A 17,677-nucleotide genomic window follows, 5' to 3' on the forward strand; every position below is an offset into this window, starting at 1 on the left:
TGCCTGTCGAATCTTGTCAAAGGGGGTGCGCCCAGCGGCGCAGGTGTCAGTCCGGCGCGCCGGGGGACGCGGACGATGTGACGTCCGTCTCGGCGAACCACACGGTGGTCTCCCCGTGCCGCTTCTGCTCGAAGCGGCGCAGCCCGGCCGGCCAGCCGGGCTCCGGGGACCGGGTGGAGCGCTCGACCACGAGCACCCCGCCCTCCCGCAGCCGGCCCACCAGCGGGGCGAGGACCGCGGCGAGCTCCGCCTCTGGCAGGGGGTAGGGCGGGTCGGCCAGCACGAGGTCCCACGGCCCCTCGGCGGGATCCGCGAGGTAGCCGCCCACCGCCCCGTGCCGGACCGTGACGACGTCCTCGCGCCCGAGGGCCCGGTGGACCGTCGCGGCGTTGGCGCGGCAGACCCGCGCCGCGCCCGCGTGCCGCTCCACGAGGGTCACGGCGGCCGCGCCGCGGCTCGCGGCCTCGCAGCCGAGGGCCCCGGAGCCCGCGAAGAGGTCGAGGACCCTGGCGTCCCGGAGCATGCCCCACGCCTCGAGCCGCGCGAAGAGGGACTCCTTGACCCGGTCGGTGGTGGGCCGGGTGTCCCGGCCCGGCACGGACTGCAGGCGCAGCCCCCCGGCGGCCCCGGCGATGATCCTGCTCATGGGTGCTCCTCTCGGGTGCCCGGCGGCACGCGGCTCGGCGGCACGGGGGCTCAGCCCCGGTCCAGGAACGCCTCGGCGTCCGGGTCGAGGTAGCGCTCGATGGCCTCGGCCAGTTCGGGGTGCTCCAGCAGCTGGGGGTCCTCGCCCAGGATCGTCACGGCGTCCCGGCGGGCGCGCTCGATGAGCTCGGCGTCGTCGAGGGCCCGCAGCAGGCGCAGGGTGGAGCGGCCGCCGGACTGCGCGGCGCCGAGGATGTCGCCCTCGCGGCGCAGCTCGAGGTCCGCCCGGGCCAGCTCGAAGCCGTCCGTGGACCCGGCCACCACCTCGATCCGCTCCCGCGACGGGTGCTCGGCGGGGCGCCGGGTGACGAGCAGGCACGTCCCGGCGTGCCCGCCGCGCCCGATCCGGCCGCGCAGCTGGTGCAGCTGGGAGATGCCGAACCGGTCGGCGTCGACGATGATCATCAGCGTGGCGTTGGGCACGTCCACGCCGACCTCGACCACGGTGGTGCACACGAGCAGCTGCACGTCCCCGGCCGCGAACTCCTCCATGAGGCGGGACTTCCGGTCCGTGTCGAGCCGGCCGTGCAGCACCTCGGCGCGCACGCCGGCCAGGACGGGCTCGGCGGCCACGAGCTCGGCGAGCCAGGTGACGGACGCCATCGTCGCCTCGGACTCCTCGTCCTCGGAGGCCGCCGCGAGGGCGGACTCCGCGAGGGAGGCGTGGGGCGGGGGCTCGTCGTCGTCGCCGATCTTGGGCGCGACCACGTAGACCTGGCGGCCCGCGTCGATCTCCTCCCGGGCGCGCCGCCACAGGCGCCGCTCCCAGCCCGGGTGCTCCACGAGCCCCACGGTGTGGGTGGCGATCGGCTGCCGGCCGGCCGGGAGCTCGTCGAGGACGGAGACGTCCAGGTCGCCGAAGACGGTCATCGCCACGGTGCGCGGGATGGGGGTCGCGGTCATCACCAGCAGGTGCGGGGGCCGCCCGGCCTTGTCCCGCAGCCGGTCGCGCTGCTCGACGCCGAAGCGGTGCTGCTCGTCCACCACGACCAGTCCGAGGTCGGCGAACTGGACGACCTCGGAGAGCAGGGCGTGGGTGCCGATGACGATCCCGGCCTCCCCCGACGCGATCCGCAGCAGGGCCCGCTTGCGCGCCGCGGCGCCCATGGACCCCGTGAGCAGCACGACCTGGGTGCCGTCCGGGTCCCCGCCGAGCAGGTCTGCCTGCGCGAGCGGGCCCAGGGAGCGGACCACGGAGCCGTGGTGCTGGGCGGCGAGCACCTCGGTGGGGGCCAGCAGCGCGGCCTGCGCGCCGGAGTCCACGACCTGCAGCATCGCGCGCAGGGCCACGAGCGTCTTGCCCGAGCCGACGTCGCCCTGGAGCAGCCGGTTCATGGGGCGGGTGCCCGCGAGCTCCGCGGCGAGCTGCTCCCCCACGGTCCGCTGCCCGGCGGTGAGCTCGAAGGGCAGCCCGGCGTCGAACCGGGCGAGCACCCCCGCGGGGACGCCCGGGCGGGCGGTGGTGGGGTGGGCGGCGAGCTCGGCGCGGCGGCGGGCCAGGGCGCACTGGAGCAGGAACGCCTCCTGGTAGCGGAACCGGCGGCGCGCCTCCCCGTGCGCCCGGGTGTCCCTCGGGCGGTGGACCTGCCAGTACGCCTCCTCGAGCCCCATGAGCCCTTCCCGCTCCCGGATCCCGTCCGGCAGCGGGTCCGGGACGGCCCCGAAGTCCACGACGGGCAGCAGCGAGTGCACGGCGCGGGCGATCTTGTCCGTGGTCAGCTTGGCCGTGGCCGGGTAGATCGGGATGGGCCGGCCCGCCCGCTCCTCGGCGGTCTCCCCGGCCTCCGGGGCGTCCGGGTCGAGGATCGCGTAGTGCGGGTTCGTCATGGTCACGCCGCCGTTGTACAGCCCGACCTTCCCGGAGAACAGGGCGTGCGTTCCGGTGGGCAGGTCCCTGGCGGCGGTCCAGGCGTTGAAGAAGCTCAGCCGCATCGTCCGGCCGGGGCCCGGGTCGCCGTCCGCGAAGAGCCGCTGCGGGTCGGAGGAGACGCGGTCCGTGATCACCACGTCCGTGATGGACCCGCGCCGCGAGCGCATCTGGCGGGTGGAGGCGTGCACGACCTCGGCCACGATGGTGACCTGCTGGTCGATGCGCAGCTCCGAGAACGGGGTGAGCTCGCCCCGCGGCATGTACCGGCGGGGGAAGTGGTCGAGCAGCTGCCCGATCGTGGACACCGAGAGCTGCCGGGCCAGCTGGTCGGCCGTGGTCCGCCCCAGCAGCCGGGCCAGCGGCTGGTCGAGCTCGGAGACCGGGTCGGGGAACGCCCCGCCGCCGTGGGTCGGGGTCATCTCAGGGGTGCCTCATCCGTCCGCCTCCGAGAGGGAGGTCACCGTGAGGTTCACGGCCTTGCCGCGGGCGCCGATCACGGTGAGGGCGTCCTCGGGCCGCGGCACGTGGACGTGCACGCGCCAGCGGTAGCCGTCCCCCGTCTCGGTCACCGCGCTCATGATCACGCTGGTGCCCACCTCGCTGAGCTCGTGGCGCAGCTCCGCGGCGTCCAGCGGGGTGAGCTCCACGGTGCACATCACCTCCACGCCGCCGTGCACGGTGTGCGGGGCGTCCCCGGCGCCGGCGGCCCGGGCCGCGGCGGCGTCGATCAGCGCGTCGAGGGCGTTCTCGTCGCCGGCGTCGTCGCCGCCCACGGTGCGGGCCAGGGCGTCGAAGACCACGAGCATGCCCAGGGCGCCGGCGTCGACCGTGCCGGTCTCGCGCAGGATCTCGAGCTGGTCCGGGGTGACGAGGACCGCGGCGCGGGCGGCGGTGCTGACGGCGGCCAGGAACTCCTTGAGCTGCTGGTTGGACCCGTCCTCCACGCCCTGCGGCACGGGCACGGCGGCGGCGGCCTCCAGGACGGAGAGCATGGTCCCGTCCACGGGGTCCGTCAGGACGCTCCAGGCGCGCACGTGGCCGGCGTGCAGGGCCAGCCGGACGGACTCGGCGCTCATCCTGGTGCTCCCCTCGAGGGAGCGGCCCACGGCCGTGAGGAAGACGGAGAACAGGGTGCCCGAGTTGCCGCGGGCCTCCTCGAGGGCGGCCTGGCCGGCGAGGGAGAGCAGCTCCCCGACGTCGCCGGTCTCGAGCACGGCGGCGGCCTCGGCGGCGGCGCGCACGGTGGTCGCGAGGTTGGTCCCGGTGTCGGCGTCCGCGACCGGGAAGACGTTGAGGGCGTTGAGGACGGGGCTGTGGCGCACGAGATCACGGTGGGCCAGGTCGAGCCACCGCCGCATGACGGCCGCGTTCGATCCGATCCTATGGTTCAAAGTGATCCCATCCTTCGCCGACCGGGTGCCCGAGGGCGAGGTGCGGCGCTCGTCCGTCGAGCAGCACCCGGGGGAGGGTGTCGTCGTGCGCGGGGGGCGCGGGCGCACACGAGCCTATCGCACGGAACATCCCCGGCAGCGGCACGCCCCGGGGGAAGACGGCGAGCAGCCCGTGGTCCTCGCCGCCGGTCAGCACCCAGTCGCGGGGGTCCGCGCCGAGCAGCCGGGCGGCCGGGCGCAGGGGCTCGGCGAGGCCGGCCACGGCCGCGCCGTCGAGGTCGATGACGACGCCGCTGGCGGCCGCGACCCGCCCGGCGTCGCGGAGCAGGCCGTCGGAGAGGTCGATCATCGCGGTGGCGCCGGCGCGGGCGGCCGCGGGGCCGGCGGTCACCGGGGCGCACGGCCGCAGCTGCGCCGCCGCGAGCCCGTCCAGGAGCGCGTCCCGGCCGGGCCGGTAGCGGCCGTCCTCGAGCAGCGCCACGCCCGCCGCCGCCCGCCCGGTGGTCCCGGCGAGCGCCACCGTGCCGCCCTCGCCCGCCCCGGAGCGGCGCACCGGGTCCCGGCCCTCGAGGTCGCCCGTCACCGTGGCGGTGACCGACAACTCCCGGCCGGCGCCCAGGTCCCCGCCGACCACGGCGCAGCGGTCCGCGCCCATGGCCTCGAACCCGGCCAGGAGGCCGCGGGCGAAGTCCTCGGGCCAGGACACGGGCGTGCCCGGCGGCAGGGTGAGCGAGACGACGGCGGCCGACGGGACGGCGCCCATCGCGGCGACGTCGGCGAGGTTCTGCGCCGCGCACTTCACCCCGGTGTCGTAGCCCGTGGTGACCGCGCCGCCGGTCCAGGCGAGCCGGAAGTCCTGGTCCTGCACCTGGGTGTCCGTGGTGATCACGTACCGCCCGTCCGGGGCCGCGACCACGGCGCAGTCGTCGCCGGGGCCGAGCAGCACCAGGTCCGCTCCGGGGCGGGGGGCGGGGCGCAGGAGCAGCGGGAGCACCCGGGCCAGCAGCTCGGCCTCGGAGAGCTCCCCGACGGTGGGCCCCGGACCGGGCGGGGCGTCGGGCACGGGGGACGGCTCCGCTGGGGGTCGGGTCATGGCGCTCATCCTAACGACGGCCCCGGACGCGGGAACGGGCGCCCCCGAGGATTACGCTGGGGGCATGCCCTCGCCCTCCCTGTCCCGATCCGCCCGTGCCCTGCTGGGGGCGGGAGCCCTGGTGGCGGTCCTCGCGGGGTGCTCCCCCGCCGTCACCGTGGACCCCGCCGAGAACGCCGCCGACCCGGGGTGCGCCCCGGCGATGCTGGCCATGCCGGAGACCGTCGGCGAGCACGAGAGGCGCGAGACCACCAGCCAGGCCACCACGGCCTACGGCGAGCCCACGGCGGCGGTCGTGCGGTGCGGCGTGACCCCGCCCGGGCCCACCACGGACGCCTGCTCCTCCGTCAACGACGTCGACTGGCTGATCCGCCAGGACGAGGACGGGAGCACCTGGACCGCCACGACCTACGGCCGGGACCCGGCCGTCGAGGTGGTCTTCGACAGCACCGCCGTGGCCTCCTCCACCCTGCTGGTCGAGCTGGGCTCCGCGGTGGAGCAGATCCCCGCCGAGCGCCGGTGCCTGGACCTCCAGGACACCGTGGAGGGCCTCTGAGCCGGGGCCGGACGGAGGGGTCCGCCCCCTCCCCCGGGACGCCCCGGGGGTTCGGGAATAGGCCCGTGCCCCGCCCGGTTGTGGCGTGGACACGCGCGCGAGCCCACCACGCCCCACCACCACGCCAGAAGGAGGCACATCCGTGGCCACCGATTACGACGAGCCCCGCGTCAAGCCCGAGGACGAGCCCGCCAACGAGTCCCTCGAGGTGATCCAGGCGCAGCGCAGCGCCACCGCGCAGAGCCCGGCGATCGACGTCGACGACTCGGACACGGCGGAGGGCATCGACCTGCCGGGGGCGGACCTGTCCCAGGAGGAGCTGCTCATCCAGGTGGTGCCCGAGCAGGACGACGAGTTCACCTGCATGTCCTGCTTCCTGGTCCGCCACCGCAGCCAGCTCGCCCGCGAGCAGGACGGCGCCCGGTACTGCATCGAGTGCGAGGGCTGACGGCCGCGGCACCCGCCCCGGGCCCGCCCGGTCACTCGTGGCGCAGGGAGGCGATGGGGTCCTTCCGCGCGGCCCGGACGGCGGGGATCGTCCCGGCCAGGAACGCGATCCCCATGACCGAGAGCACGATCAGGGCCACCCGCCACGACTCGAACGCGAACAGCGACAGCCCCGGCAGCCCGGACAGGAACCCGTCGGCCAGCGCCCCGCTCAGGGCCGAGCCGCCGACGACGCCCGTGACGGCGCCGACGACCGCCCCGAGGAACCCGATGAAGACGGCCTCGAGGGAGAACAGGCCGAAGACCCTGCCCCCGCTCATGCCCATGGCCTTCATCAGGCCGATCTCCCGGGTCCGCTCCTGGACCGACATCAGCAGGGTGTTGACGATGCCGAGCCCGGCGGCCACGAGCGCGATGACGGCGCAGGCGTTGAGGATCCACACGATGGCGTTGATGACGGCGCGGAACATGCCGAGCTGGTCCTCCACGGTGAGCCCGAGCATGTCCTGCTCCTCCAGCCGCGCCTGGATCCCGGGGGCCAGGGCCATGTCCTCGACCGTGACCGTGGCCATCGCGAAGCTCTCCGGGACCTCCTCCGGGACGCCGCTGACCTGGTAGTCGTAGAGCCGCTCGTTGAACGTGTCCGACGGGATGGGGTTCAGGGAGGTCCCGACGAGACTGGCCTGCGTCACCCCGGAGATCGTGGCGGGGAACGCCCGGTCCTGCTCCGCCATGTTGGTCATGACCACGTCGACGCGGCCCCCGACGGCCTCCTGCGCGGAGGAGAAGCCCAGGTCGGCGACCCAGCTGTCGGGCACCGCGATCTCGTCCCGGCCCGCGGCGGGCGCTCCGCCGGCCACCATCTGCAGACCCACGGCGTCGACGGGGATCCCCGGGGAGAGCTGGAACCGGCTGCCGTCGGCGGCCTCCAGGTAGGTGGGGGCCACGGAGTACATCGGCTTGACGGAGCGCACCCCGTCCAGGTCCTCGATGACCTCGATGTCCTCGGGGGTCAGCCCTTCGAAGGACACGCCGAACCCCGTGCGGATCCGGGTGGTGTCCGGGTCGTACTCCCGCGGGCCCGAGGTCGAGGACAGCTCGATGAGGGGCTGCGACTTCTGGACGTAGAGCGCGTCGGCGTCGCCGAACGCCGCCACGGTGTCGTCGATGTACCGGTTCACCCCGGTGCCCATGCCGGAGGTGAGGGTCAGGGCGAACGCACCGATGAAGACGGCGAGCACGGTCAGGGTGGCGCGGATCCTGGCGCGCGCGGTGTTGGCGACCGCCGAGGCCAGCAGGTCGGACCACCTCACCGGGCACCTCCGACCGCTCCGACGACGACCTCGTCGTCCGCGCCGGCGTCGTCCCCTCCTGCGGCGTCCCCTCCTGCGGCGTCCGCTCCGGCGACGGGGGCCTGCCGGGGTGCGGGGGCGTCCACGACGAGACCGTCGTGCAGGTGCACCTGGCGTCCGCAGCGCCGGGCGAGGTCCTCGTCGTGGGTGACGACGACGAGGGTGATGCCGCGCTCCCGATGGAGCTCGAGCAGGAGGTCCTGGACCACCGCGCCGGTGGCCGAGTCGAGGTTGCCCGTGGGCTCGTCGGCGAAGATCACGGAGGGGTCGTTGACCAGGGCCCGGGCGATCGCGACCCGCTGCTTCTGCCCGCCCGACAGGTCGGCGGCACGGCTGGAGGCCTTCTCCGCCACGTCCAGGCGCTCCAGCACGTCCAGGGCGCGGCGCCGGCGCGCTGCGGGGCGGACCCCGGCGATGCGCAGCGGAAGCACCACGTTCTCCAGGACCGTCTGGTCCGGGGTCAGGTAGAACTGCTGGAACACGAACCCGAACGCGGCGTTGCGCGTCTCGTTGAGCTCACGGGCCGTCATCGACGCCGCCGGCCTGCCGTCCAGGGACACCGTGCCGCGGGTGGGCGCGTCGAGCAGCGCGAGCAGGTGCATCAGGGTCGACTTGCCCGAGCCGGACTTCCCGACGACGGCGACGGACTCCCCGTGCCGGATGCGCAGGTCCACGCCCCGCAGCGCGGCGAAACGGGTGTCCCCCCGGCCGTAGATCTTGACCAGGTTCTCGGCCTCGAGCACCGCGGACGTCATCGAATTCCCCCTGTCGGGGCGACCGTCCCCCCGGACGGCCGCCGCGGGACCACGTCCCTCCCCCATCATGTGCGCAAGCGAATGGTGGCGGCGACCCGATCCGTGTCCCCACTAGTGCTGTCCCGTGCCCCGCGCGGACCGGGACGGCTGCGGAGGACACCCCCGGCGGACCGGTCACGAGGGGCCGGAGGCGCTCGCCGGATCCGGTGCTGCAGGCCGGGACTCCTCCCGTCACGTAACAGTTCACCCTTGCTAATGCCGGGATGTGGACGATAGTTAACAGCACAGCTGTTCTTCGGCAGGGGGTTCCGGCTCCGGGGGACGGGCGCACGCCCCGTCCGCGCCGAACGACGAGCGGCACGACGTGACGGGGGTCCGTCCGCGCGGGGGCGCGGCAAGGACCCCGGTGGGGCCGTGCGGCGCGCTGGCGGTCCTGGGGTGGGCCCGGGCCGACTACGGAGTACAGGAGACGCATCGACATGACAACTACGAGAAGACTGGCTGTTGCCGGTGCCTCGGCGACCGTGCTGGTGGGGGGCCTGTTCCTGGGCGTCCCGGCGGCCGTCGCGGCACCTGGCGACGCCCCGCCGGTCGACGCCCCACCGGGCGCGGTCGCATCCACCGAGGTGGCCGGTGCCGTGGCGGAGCTGCCGGCCGCGGTGCCCGCGGACGTCCCGGTCGCCGAGGTCCTGGTCGCCGAGGCGGCTCCGCCCGCACCGGCGGAGGTCCCGGTCGCCGAGCCCGCACCGGTCGTCGCCGACGTGGCGGCGCCCGAGCTGCCGGCCGCGGCCCTCGCGGACGTCCCGGTCGCCGCGCCCGTGGACGTCCCGGTCGCCGCGCCCGTGGACGTGCCGGCCGCCGAGGAGGTCCTGCCCGCACCGGCGGAGGCGCCGGCTCCGTTCGTGGCCGACGTGGCGCCGGAGGCACCGGCGCTGTCCGACGCGGCACCCGCTGCGCCGGCCGCAGCCGCGGTCCAGCAGGAGGTGGTCCCGGAGCTCGCGCCCCAGGAGGCCGCCGCCGGGGCCGCGAACCCGGGGCTCAACGTGGACACCCGCCTCACCGCGGCACCGATGGGGCAGGCGGCCGGCGCCGGTCTGCTCACGGCGCTGCTCGCGGCGGCAGTGGCCCTTCCCGGTGCGCTCGCGTACCGGGCCCGGAGGCTCGGGCGCAGCGGCGCCTGAGCCGCGTGCCGTGCCGGTGGTGCCCGCGGGGCGGCGCCGGCACGGCACCGACCCCGGCGGAACGCGCCGGGGTCGGAGAACAGGTCAGGTCGGAGGAGGACAGCACAGCATGGCAACGAGCACCGTGGCGGGACCGCCGCGCCCCGTCCCGGCCGAGGAGAGGGATCCCCTGGTCCGGCGGGCGGCGGTGGTGACGCTGTGCGCCGCCGTGCTGTGGGTGGCGCTCATGAACCAGTGGTTCCTCGCCCAGCACCTCCTGGGGCACGTGCCGGCCGCGGCGTCGCCGGTGCGCCTGAGCATAGACTCGGTCGGCTTCGACGCCGACGTGCTCCCCTACGACCCGACCGACGAGGACCTCGAGGGCGGCTCGCTCGTGCCTCCGCAGACCTACAGCGGCTACCGGCTCACGCCGTACGGGATGCCCGGCGAGGGGTCGACGAACACCACGTACATCGCGGGGCACAGCTACGACAAGGTGGAGCTGCCCTTCAACAAGCTGAGCGACCCGACCCTGGTCGGGGAGGAGCTCGAGGTCGAGACCGTGGACGGGACCCTCGACTACGTGGTGGACTCGGTGACCACCTACGAGAAGGACACGCTGAAGGACAGCGAGATCTGGCGGATCGTCCCGAACCGCATCGTCCTGATCAGCTGCTACACCCAGGACGCGGTCGGCAAGAACGTCGTCGTCACCGCGTCGCCCGCTGCGTGAGCCGGGGGCTCCGCCCCCGGTGGCGTGCCGCGGCTCAGCGCAGCCCGACCGGCCGTTCCAGGGCGAGGCCCAGGAGCTCGTCGATCAGCTCGGCGTAGTCGAGCCCGGAGGCGGCCCACATCCGGGGGTACATCGAGATCGGTGTGAACCCCGGCATCGTGTTGATCTCGTTGATGACCACCCGCCCGTCGGGGGTGTAGAAGAAGTCGGCCCGGCACAGGCCCTCCCCGTCCAGCGCCTCGAACGCGGTCACGGCGCTGCGGCGGATCGTCCCGATCGCCTCCTGCGGCAGGTCCGCGGGGCAGCTGAGCCGCGCGGAGGCCTGCGAGACGTACTTCGCCTCGAAGTCGTAGAACGCGTGCTCGTCGACGATCTCGATCTCGCCGGGCATGGAGGTCCGGGCGGCGGCGGTCCCGCGGCCCTGGAGGACGGCGCACTCGATCTCCCGCCCCACGATCCCCGCCTCGACCACCAGCTTGCGGTCGTGCTCGCGGGCGGTCTCGATCGCGGCGTCCAGATCCTCGGCGCGCTCCACCTTCGTGATGCCGAAGGAGGACCCCGCCCGGGCGGGCTTGACGAACACGGGGAAGCCCAGCGCGGCGATGCGCTCGCGCACGTCCTGGGGGTCCACGGCCCACTGCCGGTCGGTCACCACGGTGTAGGGGCCCACCGCCAGGCCCGCCGCCTCGAAGGCGAGCTTCATGAAGTGCTTGTCCATCCCCACCGCCGAGGCCGTGACGCCGCAGCCCACGTAGCGCAGATCGGCGAGCTCGAGCAGACCCTGCAGGGTGCCGTCCTCGCCGAAGGGCCCGTGCAGCAGGGGCAGCACCACGTCGATGTGCCGGTCCCGGCTGACGGTCTGCCCGCAGGGACCGTCCTGGCGCACGATGAGCTCGCTCTCCCCGACCTTCAGCGGCAGGCTCACGAGCCCGTCGCCCACGGGCAGCTCCGCGATCGGGTTCGCGTCCAGCAGCGCCTCCAGCTCCTCCTGCGGGCAGAGGAACCACTCGCCGGAGGTGGCGATGCCGACGGTCACCACGTCCCACTTGTCCCGGTCGATGGCGCGCAGGACCCCGAGGGCGGTGATGAGGGAGATGGAGTGCTCGCTGGAGCGTCCGCCGAACAGCACGGCGACGCAGGGGCGGGGGGTCATGGGGCGGTCCCTTCGGATTTGATCTCGCGGCCCAGCAGGAGCGGGGCCACGTCGTCGATGGTGATCTCCTCGCGGAGGATGGCCACGACGGCCTCGGTGATGGGCATGTCCACGCCGTGGCGGCGGGCCAGGGCGAGCACGGCGGGGGCGGACTTGATGCCCTCGGCGGTCTGGGTCATCTCCTCCTGGACCTCCGCCGGGGTGAGGCCCAGGCCGAGGAGCCGGCCCGCGGTGCGGTTGCGGGACAGCGGGGAGGAGCAGGTGGCCACGAGGTCGCCCAGTCCGGCGAGGCCGGAGAGGGTCTCCAGCCTCCCGCCGAGGGCGAGCGCGAGCCGGGTGGTCTCGGCGAGCCCGCGGGTGATGATGGAGGCCTTCGAGTTCTCCCCGAAGTGGCGGCCGTCGGCGATGCCCACCCCGAGGGCGATGACGTTCTTGACGACGCCGCCGATCTCGGTGCCCACCACGTCCGTGTTCGTGTAGGGGCGGAAGTAGCGGGTCCGGCAGGCGTGGGCCACCCAGGTGGCCAGGTCCGTGGCGGGGGCCGCCACGACGGAGGCCGTGGGCTGCTCCTCGGCGATCTCCATGGCCAGGTTGGGCCCGGACAGCACGCACGTGCGCGCCCGCCAGTGCCGGGGGCCCAGCCCGGTGGCCCGCCCCAGCTCCTCGGCGACGACCTCGCTCATCCGCAGCCCCGTGTCCCGCTCGAGCCCCTTGGCGAGGGACAGCACCACGGCGTCGCGCTCGAGGTGTCCGGCCACGGCGGTCAGCTGGGCGCGCAGGGACTGGGCGGGCACGGCGAGGACCACCAGGTCCGCGCCGCGCACGGCGGCGGCGAGGTCGGCGGTGATCTCCAGGCGCTCGGGCAGCCGGATGCCGGGCACGTAGCGGTCGTTGACGCGGGTGCGCGCGGTGTGGTCCATCGCGGGGGAGCTGCGTCCCCACAGGGCCACGGTCCGCCCGATCGGCTCGGCCCGGGCGTGGGCGGACTCGCGGGCGCTGTCGGCGAGGATCTTGGCGAAGGTCGTGCCCCAGGACCCGGCGCCCAGCACGGCGATCCTCCGCGGCCCGGCGGCGGGCAGGCCGCCGGCAGGGGCCGCGGCGGTCTCGGGGGGCGTCACGGGCGGCCTCCCCGGCGCCGGTCCCAGAGGACTGCCGGCGCGTCCGTGCCGCGCAGCACCGCGAGCTCCCGGGTCACGGCGCGCATGACGGCGTCGGTGGCGTCCTCGAGCCGCGCCGCATGGCGGCCCACCGGATGGGTCAGGTCGGGGACGTCGTCCCGCCACGGGGTGAGGTCCATGGGCGGGCCGATCCGCACGCGCACGTCCTTCCGGGGGAACAGGCTGACCGTGCGCCGGCCGGTGGAGCGGTCGTGGTCGAGGACCTCCTGGTCCCCCCAGTGCGCCACCGGGACCACCGGGGCCCCGGTCGCGAGGGCCAGGCGCGCGGCGCCCGTGTGCCCGGTCATCGGCCACCGGTCGGGGTCCCGGGTGAGGGTGCCCTCGGGGTAGATCACCACGGCGCCGCCGGAGGCGAGCTCGGCGCGGGCGGCCGTGAGCGCCGCCGCGGCGTCGGCCGTGCCGCGCAGCACGGGGACCTGGCCGGTGGCCCGGAGCACCGTCCCCACCCCGGGGGCGCGGAACAGGGACTCCTTCGCCAGGAACCGCGGCATGATCCCGTTGTCGTAGAGCGTGATCGCGACCGTCAGGGGGTCGAGCTCGGTGAGGTGGTTGGGCACCACGATGAACCCGCCCTCGGCGGGCAGGTGCTCCTCCCCCGTCCAGCGCAGCCGGGCCGCCAGCCGGTAGGCCGGCTTGACGACGCCCGCGAGCACGCGGAACAGGCGGCGGTTCGAGGTGCGGCTCATCGGCGGGCCCGGCTCACTCGCCGTCGAGCTCGAAGGACGCCCCGAGCCCCGTCAGCTTGTCGGTGAAGTGCTCGTAGCCGCGCTCGATGAGCTCCACGCCGGTGACGTGGGACGTGCCCTCGGCGGCCATCGCCGCGATGAGGTGGGAGAAGCCGCCGCGGAGGTCGGGGATGTTGATCTCGGAGGCCTGCAGCGGGGTGGGCCCGGAGATCACGGCCGAGTGCACGAAGTTGCGCTGGCCGAAGCGGCAGGGCACGGAGCCCAGGCACTCGCGGTGCAGCTGGATCGTGGCCCCCATCCGGTTGAGGGCGGCGGTGAAGCCGAAGCGGTTCTCGTAGACGGTCTCGTGCACGATGGACACGCCCGTGGCCTGGGTCAGGGCGACCACGAGCGGCTGCTGCCAGTCGGTCATGAAGCCGGGGTGGACGTCGGTCTCCACGATGAGCGGGTTGAGGTCCCCGCCGGGGTGGTAGAAGCGGATGCCCTCCTCCCGGATGTCGAGGCCCCCGCCGATCTTGCGGAACGTGTTGAGGAAGGTCATCATGTCGGACTGCCGGGCCCCGGCCACGAAGATGTCGCCGCCGGTGGCCAGCGCGGCGGAGCCCCAGGAGGCGGCCTCGATGCGGTCGGGCATGGCCCGGTGCCGGTAGCCGGTGAGCTCGGGAACGCCCTCGATGCGGATCACCCGGTCGGTCTGGACGGTGATGATGGCGCCCATCTTCTGCAGGATCGCGATGAGGTCCATGATCTCGGGCTCGGTGGCGGCGCCGCGCAGCTCGGTGTGGCCGTCGGCCCGGGTGGCGGTGAGCAGCACCTGCTCGGTCGCGCCGACCGAGGGGTAGGGCAGCTCCACCTTGGCGCCGTGCAGGCCGTGCGGGGCGCTCATCCGGATCCCGGACTCCAGCTTCTCGACACGGGCGCCGAAGTGGCGCAGCACGTCGAGGTGGTAGTTGATGGGCCGGTCGCCGATCTTGCACCCGCCGAGGTCGGGGATGAACGCCTCGCCGATGGCGTGCAGCAGGGGCCCGCACAGCAGGATCGGGATCCGCGAGTCCCCGGCGTGGGCATCGATGTCCGCGTGCCGCGCCGTGGTGACGTTGCAGGGGTCCAGGGCCAGCCGGCCGTCCTCGCGCCCCACGTCGACCCCGTGCAGCGCCAGCAGGTTGGTGACGACCTGGACGTCCTTGATCTGGGGCACGTTCTCCAGGACGGACGGTGTGGAGCCCAGGAGGGCGGCCACCATGGCCTTGGGGACGAGGTTCTTGGCACCTCGCACGGTGACCTGCCCGGACAGGGGGATTCCGCCCGTGATGTGCAGTGCGCTGCTCATGACCTTCCGATCTGCTGTTGCCGGGCCACCCCCGAGCGGGAGCGGCACCCGTACAGTGTAGGTTCCCCGGCGAGGGCCCCCGCACAGGGGCGGGCGTCGTGCGTGTCCGGGACAGCACGACGGCCCGGCGGGCCGTGGGAGGCTCCGCCGGGCCGTGCCGGGCGTGACGGGGTCAGGTGCGGGCGGGCAGCGTGGTCGGCTTGAAGGCGGGACGGCCCGCCTCGAACGCGGCGATGTCCTCCTCGCGCTGGAGGGTGAGCCCGATGTCGTCGAGGCCCTCCATGAGGCGCCAGCGCGTGTAGTCGTCGATCGTGAACGGCACCGTCACCGTGTCGCACGTCACCGTGCGGGACTCGAGGTCGACCTCGATCTCGGTGCCGGCGTGCTCCTCGATCAGCTTCCACAGCAGCTCGACGTCCGCCTGGTCGACCTGCGCGGCCAGCAGCCCCTGCTTGCCCGAGTTGCCGCGGAAGATGTCCGCGAACCGGGAGGAGATGACGGCCTGGAAGCCGTAGTCGCGCAGCGCCCACACCGCGTGCTCCCGGGAGGAGCCGGTGCCGAAGTCGGGCCCGGCCACCAGCACGGAGCCGTGCCGGTACGGCTCCCGGTTGAGCACGAAGTCCTCGTTCTTGCGCCAGGCGGCGAACAGGGCGTCCTCGAAGCCGGTCTTGGTGATCCGCTTGAGGTAGACGGCCGGGATGATCTGGTCGGTGTCCACGTTGGACTGGCGCAGCGGGACGCCGACACCCCGGTGGGTGGTGAACTTCTCCATGGCAGGGCCTTTCTGGGCTTCGGGTCGAGGGCTCAGGCGCCGGCGGACGCGAGGTCCGTGGGGGCGCCGGCGGGCTCGAGGTCGGACGGGGAGGACAGCGTGCCGCGCACCGCGGTGGCGGCGGCCACCACGGGCGAGACGAGGTGGGTGCGCCCGCCCTTGCCCTGCCGGCCCTCGAAGTTGCGGTTCGACGTCGAGGCGCACCGCTCGCCGGGGGCGAGCTGGTCCGGGTTCATGCCCAGGCACATCGAGCAGCCCGCGAAGCGCCAGTCCGCGCCGAAGTCCTTGAACACCCGGTCCAGGCCCTCGGCCTCGGCCTGCAGCCGCACCTTGGCCGAGCCCGGCACCACCATCATCCGGACGTTCTGCGCCTTGGCGCGGCCCTTGACGATCTCCGCCGCCGCCCGCAGGTCCTCGATCCGGGAGTTGGTGCAGGAGCCCAGGAAGACGGTGTCCACCGGGATCTCCTTCATCGGGGTGCCGGCGGCCAGGCCCATGTACTCGAGGGCCCGGCGGGCGTTGGCCTTGTCGTTCTCGTCCCCGATGTCCTCGGGGTCGGGGACGGCCTGGGACAGGGGGACGCCCTGGCCGGGGTTGGTGCCCCAGGTGACGAACGGCTCGAGCTCGTCCGCGTCGAGGAAGACCTCGGCGTCGAAGACGGCGTCCTCGTCGGTGCGCAGGGTCCGCCAGTACTCGACGGCCGCGTCCCAGTCGGCGCCCTGCGGCGCGTGCGGACGGCCCTGGACGTAGTCGAACGTGGTGTCGTCGGGGGCGATCATGCCCGCGCGGGCGCCGGCCTCGATCGACATGTTGCAGATGGTCATCCGAGCCTCCATGGACAGGGCCCGGATGGCCGAGCCCCGGTACTCCAGGACGTAGCCCTGTCCGCCGCCGGTGCCGATCTTGGCGATCACGGCCAGGATGATGTCCTTGGCGGACACCCCCGGGCGCAGCGTGCCCTCGACGTTGATGGCCATGGTCCGGAACGGGGCGAGCGGCAGCGTCTGGGTGGCCATCACGTGCTCGACCTCGGAGGTGCCGATGCCGAAGGCCAGGGCCCCGAACGCGCCGTGGGTGGAGGTGTGGGAGTCGCCGCAGACCACGGTCATCCCGGGCTGGGTGAGGCCCAGCTGGGGACCCACCACGTGCACGATGCCCTGCTCGGCGTCCCCGAGCGGGTGCAGGCGCACGCCGAACTCGGCGCAGTTGGCCCGCAGGGTCTCGATCTGCTTGCGGGACGTGTCGTCGGCGATGCGGGAGAAGATGTCCTGCGTGGGCGTGTTGTGGTCCTCGGTGGCGATCGTGAGCTCGGGCCGGCGCAGCGGGCGGCCCGCCAGGCGCAGCCCCTCGAAGGCCTGCGGCGAGGTGACCTCGTGGAGCAGGTGGAGGTCGATGTAGAGCAGGTCCGGCCGGCCGTCCTCGCCCTGGCGCACGAGGTGGTCCGCCCAGACCTTCTCGGCGAGGGTGCGCCCGCCCCGGGGCCCGGAGGGTGCGGCGGAGGTCGTGGAGGGGGTCGAGGACTGGTAGTCCGGCATGGCGGATCCTTCCGTGCTGCCTGTGCAACGTGTTTCCTCCATGGTCGGCGCCCGGCTCGCGACGGGCCAGCTTTCGGGCTTGCTTCTCACATTTTGAGACGTCAGTATCAGTGCATGGACACATCTGGACACATGGATCCGTCCGGCGCCCCGCTCGGCACGCCGCTGGGCGGGCAGGGCACCGGGGAGTCGCTCGCGCTGACCGCGACCACCGCGCCCAGCGGGGTGGGGGTGGTCGACAAGGCCGCGATGATCCTCGACGCCCTCGAGGCGGGGCCGGCGACGCTGGCCCAGCTGGTGAGCGCCACGGGCCTCGCCCGGCCCACCGTGCACCGGCTGGCCGTGGCACTGGCCCACCACCGGTTCGTGGGACGGGACATCCAGGGCCGGTTCGTGCTCGGCTCCCGGCTCGTGGAGCTGGCGTCCGCGGCCGGCGAGGACCGCCTGATCGCGGCCGCCGGCCCCGTCCTGATGAACCTGCGGGACGCCACCGGGGAGTCCGCGCAGATCTTCCGCCGGCAGGGCGACTGGCGCGTGTGCGTGGCCTCCGCCGAGCGGCCGATCGGGCTGCGGGACACGATCCCGGTGGGCACGCAGCTGTCGATGAAGGCGGGCTCCGCCGCGCAGGTGCTCGTCGCGTGGGAGGACCACGACCGCCTGCTCGAGGGCCTGCGCCACGCGCGGTTCTCCGCGACCGTGCTGGCCGGGGTGCGCCGCCGGGGCTGGGCGCAGTCGCTGGGCGAGCGCGAACCGGGCATCGCCTCCGTCTCGGCCCCGGTGCGCGGACCCTCGGGCCGGGTGATCGCCGCGGTGTCGATCTCCGGACCGATCGAACGGCTCACCCGCCAGCCGGGCCGGCTGCACGCCGAGGTCGTGGTGCAGGCCGCGCGCCAGCTCACGGAGGCGGTCCGGGCCACCACCCAGTAGCCGGGCGCCGGCGGCCCCCGCCCTGCCGTCCCCC

General features: G+C 74.5%; 17 protein-coding genes. 5 read left to right on the forward strand and 12 right to left on the reverse strand.

Annotated features, from left to right (window positions below):
- Positions 1–46 precede the first annotated feature (46 nt).
- From rsmD to thiL, 4 genes are read right to left on the reverse strand one after another with little or no spacing between them, the layout of a single operon-like run.
- Positions 47–646 carry a 16S rRNA (guanine(966)-N(2))-methyltransferase RsmD gene (gene rsmD / locus ACZ2G1_RS04770; protein WP_251355755.1) on the reverse strand — a complete coding sequence of 200 codons (600 nt, stop codon included), beginning with the start codon at positions 644–646 and terminating at the stop codon, positions 47–49.
- 50 nt (positions 647–696) lie between these two features.
- Complete coding sequence (locus tag ACZ2G1_RS04775; protein WP_470377535.1) at positions 697–2,994, reverse strand: ATP-dependent DNA helicase RecG; 2,298 nt, start codon at positions 2,992–2,994, stop codon at positions 697–699.
- Positions 2,995–3,006: 12 nt separating this feature from the next.
- Positions 3,007–3,966, reverse strand: a complete 960-nt coding sequence (locus tag ACZ2G1_RS04780; protein ID WP_313960165.1) for a DAK2 domain-containing protein — start codon at positions 3,964–3,966, stop codon at positions 3,007–3,009.
- On the reverse strand, positions 3,956–5,059 hold the full coding sequence (gene thiL / locus ACZ2G1_RS04785) for a thiamine-phosphate kinase (protein ID WP_470377536.1): 1,104 nt from the start codon (positions 5,057–5,059) through the stop codon (positions 3,956–3,958). The genes ACZ2G1_RS04780 and thiL overlap by 11 nt, the downstream gene beginning before the upstream one ends.
- Positions 5,060–5,123: 64 nt before the next feature.
- Between thiL and ACZ2G1_RS04790 the strand changes: the two genes are divergently transcribed.
- Together ACZ2G1_RS04790 and ACZ2G1_RS04795 are read left to right on the forward strand one after the other, a co-directional pair.
- Entirely contained in the window at positions 5,124–5,615 is a 492-nt protein-coding gene (locus tag ACZ2G1_RS04790; protein ID WP_095651683.1) for a DUF3515 family protein, read from the forward strand.
- 142 nt (positions 5,616–5,757) lie between these two features.
- Entirely contained in the window at positions 5,758–6,063 is a 306-nt protein-coding gene (locus ACZ2G1_RS04795; protein ID WP_017833185.1) for a DUF4193 domain-containing protein, read from the forward strand.
- Between the two features lie 31 nt (positions 6,064–6,094).
- Here the strand turns inward: ACZ2G1_RS04795 and ACZ2G1_RS04800 are convergent, their stop codons facing one another.
- Positions 6,095–7,375 carry an ABC transporter permease gene (locus ACZ2G1_RS04800; RefSeq protein ID WP_035928937.1) on the reverse strand — a complete coding sequence of 427 codons (1,281 nt, stop codon included), beginning with the start codon at positions 7,373–7,375 and terminating at the stop codon, positions 6,095–6,097.
- Positions 7,372–8,169 carry an ABC transporter ATP-binding protein gene (locus ACZ2G1_RS04805; RefSeq protein ID WP_470377537.1) on the reverse strand — a complete coding sequence of 266 codons (798 nt, stop codon included), beginning with the start codon at positions 8,167–8,169 and terminating at the stop codon, positions 7,372–7,374. Before ACZ2G1_RS04805 ends, ACZ2G1_RS04800 begins: the two co-directional genes overlap by 4 nt.
- Before the next feature lie 479 nt (positions 8,170–8,648).
- Here ACZ2G1_RS04805 and ACZ2G1_RS04810 point away from each other — a divergent pair, with 479 nt between their 5' ends.
- The gene (locus ACZ2G1_RS04810) at positions 8,649–9,350 is read left to right on the forward strand and encodes a hypothetical protein (RefSeq protein WP_470377538.1); all 702 of its coding nucleotides are present in this window, start codon (positions 8,649–8,651) and stop codon (positions 9,348–9,350) included.
- Between the two features lie 109 nt (positions 9,351–9,459).
- Positions 9,460–10,062, forward strand: a complete 603-nt coding sequence (locus tag ACZ2G1_RS04815; RefSeq protein WP_017833189.1) for a class F sortase — start codon at positions 9,460–9,462, stop codon at positions 10,060–10,062.
- Between the two features lie 34 nt (positions 10,063–10,096).
- Here ACZ2G1_RS04815 and ACZ2G1_RS04820 read toward each other — a convergent pair whose 3' ends face one another.
- The 6 genes from ACZ2G1_RS04820 to leuC form a co-directional block, all read right to left on the reverse strand.
- A complete protein-coding gene (locus tag ACZ2G1_RS04820) occupies positions 10,097–11,215 on the reverse strand; it encodes a D-alanine--D-alanine ligase family protein (RefSeq protein WP_109222469.1) in 1,119 nt (372 codons plus the stop codon).
- Positions 11,212–12,333, reverse strand: coding sequence for an NAD(P)H-dependent glycerol-3-phosphate dehydrogenase (locus ACZ2G1_RS04825; protein ID WP_052133052.1), 1,122 nt, complete (start codon positions 12,331–12,333; stop codon positions 11,212–11,214). The genes ACZ2G1_RS04820 and ACZ2G1_RS04825 overlap by 4 nt, the downstream gene beginning before the upstream one ends.
- Positions 12,330–13,079 carry a lysophospholipid acyltransferase family protein gene (locus tag ACZ2G1_RS04830; RefSeq protein ID WP_470377539.1) on the reverse strand — a complete coding sequence of 250 codons (750 nt, stop codon included), beginning with the start codon at positions 13,077–13,079 and terminating at the stop codon, positions 12,330–12,332. The genes ACZ2G1_RS04825 and ACZ2G1_RS04830 overlap by 4 nt, the downstream gene beginning before the upstream one ends.
- A 13-nt stretch (positions 13,080–13,092) precedes the next feature.
- Complete coding sequence (murA, locus tag ACZ2G1_RS04835) at positions 13,093–14,409, reverse strand: UDP-N-acetylglucosamine 1-carboxyvinyltransferase (protein ID WP_017833193.1); 1,317 nt, start codon at positions 14,407–14,409, stop codon at positions 13,093–13,095.
- A gap of 172 nt (positions 14,410–14,581) precedes the next feature.
- A complete protein-coding gene (gene leuD, locus ACZ2G1_RS04840) occupies positions 14,582–15,181 on the reverse strand; it encodes a 3-isopropylmalate dehydratase small subunit (protein ID WP_470377540.1) in 600 nt (199 codons plus the stop codon).
- 32 nt (positions 15,182–15,213) lie between these two features.
- Positions 15,214–16,716, reverse strand: a complete 1,503-nt coding sequence (gene leuC / locus ACZ2G1_RS04845; RefSeq protein ID WP_035928931.1) for a 3-isopropylmalate dehydratase large subunit — start codon at positions 16,714–16,716, stop codon at positions 15,214–15,216.
- Between the two features lie 249 nt (positions 16,717–16,965).
- Between leuC and ACZ2G1_RS04850 the strand changes: the two genes are divergently transcribed.
- Positions 16,966–17,643 carry an IclR family transcriptional regulator gene (locus ACZ2G1_RS04850; RefSeq protein ID WP_051063755.1) on the forward strand — a complete coding sequence of 226 codons (678 nt, stop codon included), beginning with the start codon at positions 16,966–16,968 and terminating at the stop codon, positions 17,641–17,643.
- The last annotated feature ends 34 nt before the right edge of the window (positions 17,644–17,677 follow it).

This window comes from Kocuria sp. KKT182 (genome assembly GCF_055635395.1).